Here is a 13,391-nt window from a genome sequence, read left to right as displayed (position 1 = left end):
AGTTTTTTCTTGTTTACCAAACTATCATTTTAATTAAGAGTTATGCCTGCAAAAGAAAGCCTTTATTTATCTATTCCGAGAATACAATTGTCGAGTGCTGGCGGTAGTCGTTGGCAAACAGCTTCTCCTGAATTAATGAAGGATTTTTTGCAAATCATTGTAGAAGAAAGCCTTCATGCACCAGCAATGTTTACATTGGTGATACACAATAGTTATCTTCCCACTAGCCCACGCCCAGAATACCAACCTTGGCGACATGAAAAATTGTTTGAAATTGGTAACAAAGTCAAAATAGGTTTCGTTTCCAGTACTACTCAAGATCCTAATTTTGACGACGAACTGGAAGAATATCTAATCGAAGGTGAAATTACAGGAATTGAAGTTAGCTTTAACGAGAAATCAGAGGCTCCCATTATTGTTCGCGGTTACGATATTTCCCATCGTCTCCATAGAGGTCGTCATAATTATTCATATTTAAACATGAGTGATACCGAAATAGTAAAGGATATTGCAACGCGAACAGGGATAACTATGAACAGGTGCGATAACAGCGGTCAGAAGCATGAATATGTCTTTCAAGAAAACCAAACTCATATGGAGTTTCTGCGGGAAAGAGCCGCTCGCATTGGATACGAGCTGTATGTACAAGACAATCAACTGAATTTTTGTAAGCCAGCTAGTCAAAGCTCATTACAACTCAAATGGCTAGATGAGATTAATAGTTTCAAAACCCGTATTACTAGTGCTCAACAGGTAAGTTCTGTAGAGGTACGTAGTTGGGACTATACTCAGAAACAAGCAATCTCCGAAACAGCTACATCAGAAAATGTAGTCACACAGACGGGTAGCGCTCTAGGAAGTGTTGCTATTGACAACTTTAATCTTAAAGAGCCATCCAAAATAACAGTAGTAGATCAACCTGTGTCTACTGCCCAAGAAGCACAGGCAATGGCTCAGGCGTTGTGTGATGAACTAGGAGGAGAATTTATTTATGCAGATGCAAAATCTGTGGGTAATCCCAACATTAGACCTGGACGAGTTGTAACTATCGACGGTTTAGGCGATCGCTATAGCGGTGAATATTACGTTACAGAAACACGTCATATATATAGCGGAAGGGTTTATCACACTGAATTTAGTGTAAGAGGACTACGTAGTGGAAGTTTATTTTCAACTATTTCGACACCCGTGCGCTTACAGCCTGGTCAAACTTTTCTGGTTGGCATTGTCACTGATAATAACGATCCTCAAGGCATGGGCAGAGTTAAAGTCTATTTCCCAACTCTGACGCCACCAGACCAACCGGGATCGAGCAAGCCTAACATGCCTGGTGTTGGTCCGGGTAATAAAGTTAGTCCAGGTAATAAAGTTGGTTCAGGTAATAAAGCTGGTCAGGTGGAAGAACATGAAAGTTACTGGGCTAGGGTTGTGGCTATAGGAGCCGGTCAATACCAGAAGGGGTTTGACTGTTTACCTGAAGTAAATGATGAAGTTTTGGTAGGTTTTGAGCATGGCGATATCCATCGTCCTTATATCATTGGTGGAGTCTGGAATGGAAAGGACAACATCCCAACACCGGTGGCAGAAAGTGTCATTACTCAACAAAATATGGTTAGTGTTAGGGAAACTATACCCAAACCTAAAAAAATTCTAGCCAAACCTGATGCCGGGAAGAAACCAGGTAACGTGAGATTGCGTACCTTTGAGACGCGTACCGGACATACCCTACAGTTTATAGAAGAGGATAAAGGATCGAGTCACACTGGTATCCGCATTGAAACCGCTCAGGGTCATAAAATCTATCTGAATGATAGTCAGAAACAAATAGAAATCATAACCGAAGGTGGGCATTCGATTACGATGAATGACTCTCCTGGCAAGGTTTTTACAGAAATAAAAACCAAAGGTGGGCATTCCATTAAGATGAATGACTCTCCTCCCAAGATTTCTACAGAAATCACAACCCAAGGTGGGCATTCGATTACGATGAATGACTCTCCTCCTAATGTTTCTACAGAAATAAGAACCAAATTAAGACATTTTATCAAGTTGACGGATACTCCTGTTCCAAAAATTGTCGTGAATTCTATGGGGTTGTTATACTTACGAGGTAAAAATGTCCGTATTTATTCTGACGGTGCAATTACATCCAATCGCCCAGTTGTTCCATTGCCAGCATCACCTGAAGATCCAATGGCATTAACTTAAGAAATTTCCAAATTGAGGTTCTAGACTTTTGGCGAATAGGCTTATATCCTTCTTGCCGATATCTTAAAAAAATGTACTAGCAAGGGCTGCCTTATGCCAGATGTAATTGATAGTCAGGAACAAGACTATTTAGGAAGGGGCTGGGCTTTCCCGCTGCATGTTAGCTTACAAGGGGGACTACAGCTTAGCTCTTACGAACAAAAGATTAAGGAAGCTATTTGGATCATCTTACGCACTGAGGTGGGTGAGCGGGTGTATCGACCTGAATTTGGCTCGCGCTTGTCAGAACTGGTGTTTGCACCATTGAATAGCAAAACTTTGATCCAAATACGGATGTATGTTTTAGAAGCGTTGCAGGTTTGGGAACCTCGCATTGTTGTCGATGAAGTGCTAACCGATTCAGATCCGGTGCGGGGCAGAATAGATATCATCATCAATTATCGTCTGAAAGACGAATATGACATTTACAGCTTTGTCTATCCCTTTTATCTAGCTTCAGCAGTGGAGTAAGTGTGGAATTCGATTTTTTACCTAAATTGCCTAATTCTAATCTGGACGATCGCACCTTTGATGAATTAGTAGAAGAGTGTGTTCTGCGAATTCCGCGCTACTGCCCAGAGTGGACAGATCACAACTTGAGTGATCCGGGAATTACACTGATTGAATTATTTGCTTGGTTGACAGACCAAATGTTGCTGAGGTTCAACCAAGTTCCGCGTAAAAATTATGTTGCTTTTTTAGAATTACTGGGGATACGCCTACAGCCCCCAGCTCCAGCACGAACAGATATTACTTTTTATCTCACAACGTATCCTTCAGAAACATATATTATTCCGACTGGGTTACAAGTGGCAACCTTGGGAACTGAAACGATGGAAGCAGTCGTTTTCAGTACTGACTCTCCTTTGCTAATCGGCAAACCCAGTCTGCGGCACTTTTTAACATCTCAAACTACGGAAGACTCTCCTCTAATTTTGCGCGATCAAGTCACCAACCAATGGACGCGTCAACCAGATGGTACGTGGTTCGGCAACGAACAACTTCTTTTTGAAGAAAACCCGCAGCCCGGTAACTGCTTTTACCTTGTCATGGAACCAAATGAACCCATAGAAGGAAATGTTTTATCAATCACGTTTCAAGGAGCAGCTGCATCGCCAACTGGTATCAATCCTAATCAACCACCTCGTCGATGGGAAGCGTGGGATGGTAAAAAATGGCAACCAGTTTTGTTGCAAGAAGCCGATGATGCAACGCGGGGCTTCAGTTTTCATGAAATTGCAGAACTTGATGACGATCCCGCTCAAATAGCAGATGTTATTCTCCATCTACCTCTAAGTTGGCCAGTAGCAAGCTTTACCACTTATAGAGGTCGTTGGATACGCTGCGTTTTAACAGAGCCAGAAGGTAATCAGCCCAGTTACAACAGTTCTCCAAGAATTATTAGTCTAGCAGTGGAATCGATTGGCGGTACAGTAAGGGCAAGTCACAGTACCCTGATCGAGGACGAACGCTTGGGAATCAGTGATGGCACGCCTGGTCAGATTTTTGAGTTGGAAGGGTCTGCGATTTTAGAGCGTCGAGAAGATGAGTATATTCTCGTGACTCCCCCTGGGGGTTTACCTCAGAGATGGCAAGAAGTTGCAGATTTTGCCGATTCTGATCCAGATGATCGCCATTACACAATTGATTCTCTCACAGGTACAGTCCAGTTTGGACCCCTAATTCGCGAACCTGACCAGTTAGAAAGAAAAACAAAAATTCGTTCTAAGATACAGCAGCCTCAGCCTTATGAATTAAGAACACAGGTGAACGATGCGGAACTGCGAGCCTTTGAACACCAATATGGCGCAATTCCTCCCCGAGGGTCAACAATCGTCATGGTTGCCTATCGCACGGGAGGAGGTCGCATAGGCAATGTCCAAAGTGGCACACTCCAGTTTTTAAGGTCAGGTTTTCCCTACGTTGCTAGTGCCATTAACCACAAACCAGCCACTAATGGCGCTGATGCTGAATCCTTGGAACAGGCTGTCTTAAGAGCACCTCGCATACTACGCACCCGCGATCGCGCCGTCACTGCTGAAGATTTTGAAGTCTTGGCACAACGTGCAGGTGCAGGCGCAGTGGCTCGCGTTCATTGTTTGCCAGCAACAGCTAGCACTGGTGGGGGAATAGTACGTTTGATTGTAGTACCACAGGCAAATACGGATGCGATCGCCCAAGGAGAAGGCATCGCCCCAGAAGCGTTTGTACTCCAACCCAGTCTCCAAGAACAGATTTTGGCATACTTAGATGACCGACGCCTGCTAGGAGTGCAAGTTTTACTTCAAGAACCCGATTATGTCGGTGTTTCCGTTCAGACAGAAATTGCTTTAGAACCTACTTATAATAACCCTCTCGCCCAACGAGAGATTGTGCTCAACTTACAGATTGCCTTGTATCAATTTTTAAATCCTCTGACTGGTGGTTTAGACAGTAAAGGATGGCCTTTTGGACGACCCGTGTATACCTCAGATATTATTGCCTTACTACAACAAATCCCTGGAGTGCGGTATCTCGGTCCAGTCCTGATGTTTCCAATACGTAAAAGCGGCGACACTTGGGTTCGTCAAAACTCCCCAGAGCAGATGATTGATCCAGGATTGTTAGGTTTGGTTTGTTCTTGGGCAGATAGCGGTTTGCGCTCAAGCCACACTATCAATTTTATCACTCGTTAAGAGTTGCTGCTGATATGGTTCAAATTGGAAGTTGGCAAAAAAGCATCGAGATTCAATTAACACCAATGCGAATTTCTGAGTCTGCACCTGTAGCTGGCTTAGATTTGGCTGATGCAGAAAATATAACAAATGCAACATTAGATACACCCGTTGGTTCCAATTTGGTACTTCATCCAGGAGAGCCTAACGAAATGATCTTGCAAGTCAAGAACTTGCTGCAACAGAGCATACGCTTAAGTTGGAGGATAGAAGGCGACTTTCCCATAGAATGGTGTCAACTGGGAACAGAGGGTAATGAACTTGTGCCTGGAGCGCAGATGGATGCTGTGCTTTATTTTCACGTTCCTGCTTCATTTTTTGAAGATCAAGAAGCACTCCGCGTTGGTAAAAAAGAAAAGTTAGAGCTAAATTATCGCAGTCGGGTTATTGTAAAAGTTGATCCAGGCACTGAGTACGAACAAATAGAAGAAGCTGATTTTGGTCTTTATATACGTCCTTACAGTGCTTACATGGAGTTTTTACCTCAAATGTATCATGAAGTAGACTTTATTGGTCGCTTCCTGAAAATTTTTGAGCAGACTTATCAACCAATCGTTGACAGTTTCAACACCATGTGGGCAAACCTTGACCCTTTGACAGCACCAAAAGCTTTATTACCGTTTTTAGCACATTGGGTAGGTTGGTCAGTTGAAGCTAGCTGGGAAATGCCTCAGCAACGCCGTTTGATTCGCCGTGCTGTAGAACTTTACCGTTGGCGTGGTACTCGTAATGGTTTGCGTCTGTATTTGCATCTCTATACAGGTTTACCATTAGATGAAGATTTGCCCGAATCTGATAAACGGATCGGTATCATTGAAGCATTTGGTCCGGGTTTTGTATTGGGGGCTGCAGATTTAGGAGAAAGAGCTGTTTTAGGAGGTGGAAAACCTTATCATTTTTCAGTGAGGTTGCGCCCCATCCATCCCAATAGTCTTGATGAAGAACTAGTACGACGTATTATTGACCAAGAAAAGCCCGCCTTCTGTACATATGACTTATCTATTGAAAATCCTGGGTAATATCGCAATTATACCCCACCCGCCTGACGGCACCCTCACGCTAGGTGCTACAACGGGGGGAACCCCAAGGCCAGATACTTACGGAGGGAAACCCTCCTGCAGTACTGGCTCCGCAACGCACTGGCTCCCCTTGCCAAGGTCATGGTGTATACACATCTCGCTCAAAACCTCACCCTCGCTTTCAGCTACGCTAAAATCTTTCCCTCTCCTTACCAAGGAGAGGGATGCCCGACAGGGCAGGGTGAGGTTCCGAGTAATTGTAAAAGTTAATTCATAATTCGTAATTCAAATGACTCACCCCTTTCCACCACCAACCATTAAACCCTTAGAGCGTCTTCATCCCACAGATGGTCTGTTAATAAATGCCGAACGTTGGCGCAAGGCGCATGACTACCACCTAAGAAGGCAAAATGCTCACTATCAATCTTTAAATCAACCAGGCATAGTTTGTGGTTTAGGAGTCAGAGTTATTCCCGCCCCCCGTCAAGTAGAAGCGCGATATCGAGATGAACGTTGGGTACAAATTCAACCTGGAATTGCAATTGATTTAATGGGTCATGTGATTGTTGTACCCAATGTGATTGACTTTCGGATTGCCACAGAAGTCACTGATACCGATCCTGTCACAGTTTATTTAGTAGTCAGTTATGTAGATCCCGATCAATTGCGGCGAGAAGTACAAGGAGACGTTGTTCAAGAAACATTCCGAATTGATGAAAAAAGTACTTTACCAAATAGTTCAGAAGTAGAAATTTGCCGAGTCATCTTACCACCAGGTCCAGTTTCTATTTCCCAACCATCTGACGTTTTTTTTCCTGGATATAACGATATCGATCTGCGTTTTCGTAATTTAGCACAAGCCAGACCTCAAGCAATTATTCGCATGGCTCAAGTGAATCATAGCGATTCTGAATGTTCTCGTAACTTTTTTCAACTCTCATATTTATTACAAGCTATAGAACCTCTTTACCCTTTTTTACGAGGAACGGATGAAGTTTATCAAGTCACTTTAGAAGAAAATATTCAGGATTATGACTTACTTTACCTCACAGGTCAACAAGCACTTTCTCTTAACAGCCCAGAATTAGAATCCTTAAAAAAATATATAAGCGATGGAGGTGTACTGTTAGTTGATGCGCCTATAAGCGCCACTGCTTTAATTGAAAGTGTTCAAAGTTTAGCTCAACAGTTAGACTGTCCCTTAAAACCTTTAGAAGAGTGGAGAAAAGATCATCCTTTACGAACAAAACCTTTCTTATTTGCAGCGTTGCCAATTATCAATCAACAAAACATTCAACTTCAAGTAGGAGGAGGAATTATATTATCAATTGGTGACTTGGCATCAGCATGGGGGCTAGATAAAGCATTGTCTTTGCCGAGGCTAACCATTCGCACAGCCCAGGAATTGGGAATTAATATTCTGAATTATGCTTGGAAACGGCGGCAATTGACAGGTTTGCAGAAGGAAGACTACGCAGGGCAGTGGTAAACTTGTCTAGTATTGACCTCTCTACCCCTAAATACAAGGTTGAGGTAACAAAACCCAACAAATCTATCCATATAAATAGGACGATAAACTCAAACTAAATCCAGGCAATAGATTTTCACCCCTTAATTTTGTCGGTAGATTTTGCACTTCTACATCAACTCCGGGACGATAAATTTCTACTTGTTGCTGCTGGGGATTAATCAACCATCCCAATTGTACTCCTGCATCTATATATTCCCGCATTTTGTCGCGCAGCAGTTCCAAATCATCTGTAGCTGACCTTAATTCAACAACAAAATCCGGTGCGATGGGGGGAAACTTGCGTCTTTGTTCTGGCGTGAGTGCTTCCCAACGTTTCTTTTGAATCCAAGCAGCATCAGGAGAACGATTTGCGCCATTGGGTAACTTAAATACAGTAGAGGAACTGAAGATATAACCAAGACCTGTTTGCCGATTCCAAACTCCCAAATCAATAATTATATCAGCTTCTCGATTACCGCTCTCCCCTCCAACAGGTGGCATAATAATCAACTCTCCCCTGGATGTTCGTTCAAACTGTAACTCGCGGTTATTTTGACATAGCTCATAGAACTGTTCGTCGGTCAAATGAACGGTATCTAAATTTAATGTCAAAATAGTCATAACCCTACACCTAGCGGGGATATCGATATAAGAAATTAACTGGGCGATTTTGCTCATCGCAGGTTACATCTATGTTAACAGTCAGCCGTAAACAAGGTGTGTCTGCCTCATATTCTGGTAACTGATCAAGTCCATAACTTCAAGACCAGGGATGATGCACTTAAGCAGAAGCCCAACTTCGTTTACCTTAACTGATTGCAAGTCTGCAACCTGGTGAAGAAGTGCAGATTTTTTCGGGCGATAGCTCCGCGCAGAGCGCATCATCGCTAGACTGATTGCCGAACCCCAACCATCCCGTAAGCCTCGCCAGCCCGGTAGTGCGATCGCAACCCTAATCATCTTGTCCAAATTTGATTGGTTTTTGGGAAAACAAGAGCGATTGCCCATGCATGAAGGTTGATTCGCGTGCGATACGCACAAGCTAAAGCCGATGGCTTATCGCAAAGAAGGAGGACCAACAAATATTAGACTAATGTCTAATAGATTAAGGCAATGGTGGGTGAGACAATGTTTGGATCACCCACAGTTGAGTTCTGAGGCTGGCAATGAACAAACGATCGCACATCCACAAAAAAGCTGACTCGTCCGCTTCAAACCCAGTACTCAGTCAGATCCGGTCGCGCCCCTTTATTGCCCAACCTAAACCGCAATCACAGAACCCTTTGACACAAACGGAAACAGAGAATCAAGAATTTCAACAGCAAAAGCTTGAGGCGACGAAACTAGAGATCCAGGCAAAGTATGGCACACTAACGCCAGAGGGACAGGAACAGCTCACTGTATTGCAGGCAAAAATGAGTGGCTTGTTGCACAGGAGACTCCAACACGCATCGAGCTTTGGTCACAACTTTGCCAATATCCCCATAAGTCGTCCTGATGCACCATCAAAGCTTGCGGTGCAAACAAAACTTACAATTGGAGAGCCGGGAGATAAGTACGAACAGGAAGCGGATCGGGTAGCAGCACAAGTCGTCAACCAGATTAATGCACCTGTTTCTCAGCAGTCAAGTCAAAATCTTCAGCGAGAGGAAATATCTGAAGAAGCGAAACAACTTCAAATGAAGCCAATGTTACAGCTTCGGTCAGCTAAGGTTGGGATGACTGCTGCGCCAGACCTGGAAGCGTCAATTAAACAGGCACGGGGTGGTGGGCAACTTCTAGCTGACAGTATCCGAGAACCAATGGAGCAGGCAATTGGGGCTGACTTTAGTAGGGTGAAGGTTCACACAGATTCTCGGGCTAACCAGTTGAATCGGTCGCTACAGGCGAGGGCTTTCACGACGGGACACAATGTGTTCTTTCGGCAAGGAGAATATAATCCTGGTAGTCGAGGGGGGCAGGAGTTGATTGCCCATGAGTTGACCCATGTGGTGCAGCAGAATGGGGGAGCAGTGAGCAAAAAGCCATTACCACAGCCACAGTTATCGCAACACCCCGCCACCGAAGCCCCATCGACATCGGGCTTGATCCAAGCGATGGAAAGTTCGAGGGGCGAAGAAGCAAGTAGTCCAGTAGAGGCGGGAGAGACCCCAATTATAGTAAAAAAAGAAGGAGGAAAAAAGGCAGAATTTACAATTAAGGGACTTATCAATTGTGTAGGAGTGGTGATAAAAGTCTATGAACCTGGTGGTTTTGACCATATTGCAGCGGTAGGAGGTCATTTTGTCACACCAAAAATGTATGATACAGAAAAAGATACGTTGACAAACGATGGAATGGCATTTATCAGTAAAATAAATACCTTGATAGGCAAAGTCGATAAAAAGAACTTAGAAGCAGAATTCCATGTAAAAGCATCAGCAGTGGCGGGGTCAAAGTCTACTGCAATGGAAGAGGCAAAGAAGGCAGCTAACGCCATAAAAAACGAATTAAACATTGGAGGTGGAATTTATCAAAGTAGCGACGAAGTACACGTAGTTATTTAAAGAATAAAAAGAGGACAGGTAGACAGCGGCAAGAACGTACTTGCGTACCAGTCTAAGAGGATGTTTGAAAAGTAGGCAAACGAGTAAAAAAAGCTCTCAGAGCATAAGCTGTAGATAAGTAGATACAGCACCATTGAGAGCCATGAGTAAAGCATACTCCAGCAACCTCACCCAAGACCAATGGGAATTGCTAGAACCATTAATTCCAGTAGGCAAAACAGGTGGTCGTCCAAGAGTTGTAGATATGTGGCAAGTAATCAACGCAATTTTCTATGTATTGACACAAGGATGTACTTGGCGAAACTTACCGGAAGACTTCCCCAATTGGCAAACGGTATACACGTACTTCCGTAATTGGCGCTCATGTTGGAACATGGGTGAGCATGCATGACCACCTCAGAGACTGGGTGAGAGTGGACAACGAGCGAGCAGTCAGCCCAACAGAAGCAATCATCGATAGTCAAAGTGTCAAGAGTGCGGCTATGGTCAGTCAACAGGTGGGATACGATGCTGGCAAAAAGATCAAAGGACGCAAGCGGTTTTTAACAGTGGATACATTAGGTTTAGTACTGCGAGTGTTAGTAAGTGCCGCCAGTGTGGATCAACGCTCCGGTGGTAAACAAGTACTCCAGAAGGTCAAACAGATGGGGAACAAAATGTCACGTCTGACTACTATCTGGGTTGATGGTGGTTACGATGGCAATCCCTTTATGCAGTGGGTGATGGATTTATGCCGATGGATTGTGCAAGTCGTGTTGCGACCCCATGAACACAAGGGTTTTGTTTTATTGCCTAAACGTTGGGTCGTTGAACGTACTTTCGGTTGGCTGACTGGATGTCGGCGTTTGAACAAAGACTACGAGCTATTACCCCAAACTTCGGAGACTCTTATTTACCTTGCCATGATCCGGATCATGGTCCGGCGTTTGGCATAAATTTTACCCCTCATCACTTTTCAAACACCCTCTAACGTAAATAACAGTGCGTACGCTGTTCCTGGAGGAAGCGTCAACGATGTGAGACGCACCATTAAGAAGAATATATACGGTTTGTTACGCTGTTGCTAACACACTATCCGAAAACGTTTGATCGCGTAAGGCACGAACCATACCCAAACAAATTGATCGTTGAGCTTGAAGTGCGATCGCGGGTTGGGAAAAACTGGAAGGGCGATCGCTTAATGCAACGAGTGCGATCGCCGATCTTGTTGTAGTGCGATCACCTGATCTTGTCGGGTGCGTTACTTAGTGAATGCACCACGCCAACCCCAAACGAAGCGATTCTCCCAATAAAGGTTTTGTCTGGGTGCTGCTCAATCAAAAACCTGGGACATCACCTCATTCACGGCCAGTGCGATCGCGCTTTCTTGTAGCGACATTAATAGTTTTGCGTTCGCCCAGATTGAAGTTTGATGAATGTGCGATTGCAAAGAAGGAGCGCTAACAAATATTCGACTAATGTCTAATAAATTAAGGCAATCCTGGGTGAGATAATATGTTTTGATTACCCACAGTTGAGTTCTGAGGTAGGCAATGAACAAACGATCGCACATCCACAAGAAAGCTGACTCGTCCGCTTCAAACCCAGTAAGAAGTCAGTTGCAGTCGCGCCCTTTTATTGCCCAAGCTCAACCGCAATCACAGAACCCTCTAACACAAACGGAAACAGAGAATCAAGAATTTCAACAGCAGAAGTTTGAGGCGACGAAACTAGAGATCCAGGCGAAGTATGGCGCTATCACCCCAGAGGGACAGGAACGACTCACAGTCTTGCAGGCTAAAATGAGTGGCTTGTTGCAGAGGAGACTGGAACACGCATCGAGCAAAGGTCGCAACCTTGCCAATATCCCCATAAGTCGTCCTGATGCACCATCAAAGCTTGCGGTTCAAACGAAACTTACGATTGGAGAGCCGGGAGATAAGTACGAACAGGAGGCAGACCGAGTAGCAGCACAAATTGTCAAACAGATTAATACACCTGTATCTGGGCAGGCAGGTCAAAATGTGCAGCGAGAGGAAATTTCTGAAGAAGAGAAAGACCTTCAAATGAAGCCAATGTTACAGCTTCAGCCTGGGAAGAGTGGGATGACTGCCGCACCTGAAGTGGAAGCGTCAATTCAACAGGCACGGGGCGGTGGGCAACTTCTAGCAGATAGCATCCGAGAACCAATGGAACAGGCATTTGGGGCTGATTTTAGTAGTGTAAAGATTCATACGGATAGACAATCAGACCAGTTGAATCAATCAATTCAGGCTCGTGCTTTTACGACGGGACAGAATGTGTTCTTTCGGCAGGGGGAATATAATCCAAGGAGTTGGGGCGGACAGGAGTTGCTGGCGCATGAGTTGACTCATGTGGTACAGCAGAATAAGAATGTAGTGCAACGGAGTAAGGATATTCACGTGAAAACGGGGGTGAGTAGTTATGAAGTGATACAGAGAGTTGGGGAGGAAGAGGCATCTACATATACAGTAAACAAGGAAATCAGGAGAGGCAACAGAAGGGGTAGCGTAGATGAAACACGTTATGAGAGTCTAGCTAAGGTGAGGTTTGTGAGAGAATGCAAAAACAAAATAAGACAGGTATTGGAACAAGACCTTTTGAATCAACCACTGTTGGATAAAGGATTCGCTCAAGAGATAGAAAATATTCTCAAGGATGAAACACGTTTTCATGCAATACTCACGAGTCTCATACAAGCTGGAAATTGCGGGGAATTTGCAAATGTAATTTACACACACATTATGGATAATACAAAAGAGCAACCCGTTTATAAAGCGAGAATGGTGAATCCTAACAATTCTTATGATCATGCGCTCGTAATCACATCAGATAAGAGTGTTAAGCGACCGCAGGATTTAAACCCAGAAACAACAGTAGTAGTAGATGCGTGGAACAATTACAAAATACAAAGATTAGACCAGTTTTACAAGGGGGATAACCCTTATGGTGACAATATTAATGCATCCAATATTGAATTTTTAGAAAGCTCAATGTCTAGAGGAAGAGGAGTACCTCAAGAAAAAGTTATTTCATACATTCAAGATGGAGCAAATCATGTTTACAACCAATATAAAAAAGAATATAATAGTATCTTAATAAAATTACAGAAAGACAAGCCAACACGAGGAATTTTTTCTTTTCCAAGGGATAACAGGGCTGTAGATGATACAAGGTCTGCAATGGAAATCGATTAAAATCATGGCTCTTCACTACGCTTCTCAGAAATCGCAATTTAATGTTAAAATCGCTCGAAATTTCCTTTCATTAATTTATGATACCATAAAGGATGGAGACATAAAAACGTTCGTGCAACACAAAGGTATCTAGGCATCCTTAACCTGTCAAGGATGGG

The 13,391-nt window shown here is 43.8% G+C and carries 10 protein-coding genes; 8 read left to right on the top strand and 2 right to left on the bottom strand.

The annotated features are described in order from the left end of the window. Positions 1-42: 42 nt before the first annotated feature. The 5 genes from AC5590_RS13145 (at position 43) to AC5590_RS13125 (ending at position 7,469) form a co-directional block, all read left to right on the top strand. Complete coding sequence (locus AC5590_RS13145; protein WP_169264124.1) at positions 43-2,208, top strand: phage baseplate assembly protein V; 2,166 nt, start codon at positions 43-45, stop codon at positions 2,206-2,208. A gap of 93 nt (positions 2,209-2,301) precedes the next feature. Beyond that, positions 2,302-2,718 carry a GPW/gp25 family protein gene (locus AC5590_RS13140; protein ID WP_169264123.1) on the top strand — a complete coding sequence of 139 codons (417 nt, stop codon included), beginning with the start codon at positions 2,302-2,304 and terminating at the stop codon, positions 2,716-2,718. 2 nt (positions 2,719-2,720) lie between these two features. Continuing rightward, the gene (locus tag AC5590_RS13135) at positions 2,721-4,922 is read left to right on the top strand and encodes a putative baseplate assembly protein (protein ID WP_169264122.1); all 2,202 of its coding nucleotides are present in this window, start codon (positions 2,721-2,723) and stop codon (positions 4,920-4,922) included. Between the two features lie 14 nt (positions 4,923-4,936). Then, positions 4,937-5,980, top strand: a complete 1,044-nt coding sequence (locus tag AC5590_RS13130; protein ID WP_169264121.1) for a phage tail protein — start codon at positions 4,937-4,939, stop codon at positions 5,978-5,980. A gap of 289 nt (positions 5,981-6,269) precedes the next feature. Beyond that, positions 6,270-7,469: a DUF4159 domain-containing protein gene (locus AC5590_RS13125; protein WP_169264120.1), complete on the top strand. Its 1,200-nt coding sequence runs from the start codon at positions 6,270-6,272 to the stop codon at positions 7,467-7,469. A gap of 63 nt (positions 7,470-7,532) precedes the next feature. Here AC5590_RS13125 and AC5590_RS13120 read toward each other — a convergent pair whose 3' ends face one another. Next, complete coding sequence (locus tag AC5590_RS13120; protein ID WP_169264119.1) at positions 7,533-8,111, bottom strand: Uma2 family endonuclease; 579 nt, start codon at positions 8,109-8,111, stop codon at positions 7,533-7,535. A gap of 81 nt (positions 8,112-8,192) precedes the next feature. After that, the gene (locus AC5590_RS13115; protein WP_169264118.1) at positions 8,193-8,459 is read right to left on the bottom strand and encodes a hypothetical protein; all 267 of its coding nucleotides are present in this window, start codon (positions 8,457-8,459) and stop codon (positions 8,193-8,195) included. Positions 8,460-8,656: 197 nt separating this feature from the next. On the opposite strand from AC5590_RS13115, the gene AC5590_RS13110 reads away from it, so the two are divergent. The 3 genes from AC5590_RS13110 to AC5590_RS13100 all read left to right on the top strand — a co-directional run bounded on the left by AC5590_RS13110 (position 8,657) and on the right by AC5590_RS13100 (position 13,233). After that, on the top strand, positions 8,657-10,036 hold the full coding sequence (locus AC5590_RS13110; protein WP_211178348.1) for an eCIS core domain-containing protein: 1,380 nt from the start codon (positions 8,657-8,659) through the stop codon (positions 10,034-10,036). Positions 10,037-10,178: 142 nt separating this feature from the next. Beyond that, positions 10,179-10,971, top strand: a protein-coding gene (locus tag AC5590_RS13105) for an IS5 family transposase (RefSeq protein ID WP_246163650.1) whose coding sequence is annotated in 2 segments (ribosomal slippage) — positions 10,179-10,400 and positions 10,402-10,971 — 792 coding nt in all. Because the reading frame shifts where the segments join, the coding sequence is not laid out codon by codon here. A gap of 597 nt (positions 10,972-11,568) precedes the next feature. Next, positions 11,569-13,233: an eCIS core domain-containing protein gene (locus tag AC5590_RS13100; protein ID WP_211178347.1), complete on the top strand. Its 1,665-nt coding sequence runs from the start codon at positions 11,569-11,571 to the stop codon at positions 13,231-13,233. Positions 13,234-13,391 lie beyond the last annotated feature (158 nt).

The organism is Brasilonema octagenarum UFV-OR1, from assembly GCF_963888615.1.
GTDB lineage: Bacteria > Cyanobacteriota > Cyanobacteriia > Cyanobacteriales > Nostocaceae > Brasilonema > Brasilonema sennae.
Note: the sequence above shows the minus strand (reverse complement) of the source record. Positions and strands in the feature narration are given on the sequence as shown.

Bases quoted from the DNA above. Each gene is read 5' to 3' on its own strand.
- AC5590_RS13130 (WP_169264121.1), top strand. From the start codon at position 4,937: ATGGTTCAAATTGGAAGTTGGCAAAAAAGCATCGAGATTCAATTAACA.
- AC5590_RS13125 (WP_169264120.1), top strand. From the start codon at position 6,270: ATGACTCACCCCTTTCCACCACCAACCATTAAACCCTTAGAGCGTCTT.
- AC5590_RS13140 (WP_169264123.1), top strand. From the start codon at position 2,302: ATGCCAGATGTAATTGATAGTCAGGAACAAGACTATTTAGGAAGGGGC.
- AC5590_RS13145 (WP_169264124.1), top strand. From the start codon at position 43: ATGCCTGCAAAAGAAAGCCTTTATTTATCTATTCCGAGAATACAATTG.
- AC5590_RS13120 (WP_169264119.1), bottom strand. From the start codon at position 8,111: ATGACTATTTTGACATTAAATTTAGATACCGTTCATTTGACCGACGAA.
- AC5590_RS13100 (WP_211178347.1), top strand. From the start codon at position 11,569: ATGAACAAACGATCGCACATCCACAAGAAAGCTGACTCGTCCGCTTCA.
- AC5590_RS13110 (WP_211178348.1), top strand. From the start codon at position 8,657: ATGAACAAACGATCGCACATCCACAAAAAAGCTGACTCGTCCGCTTCA.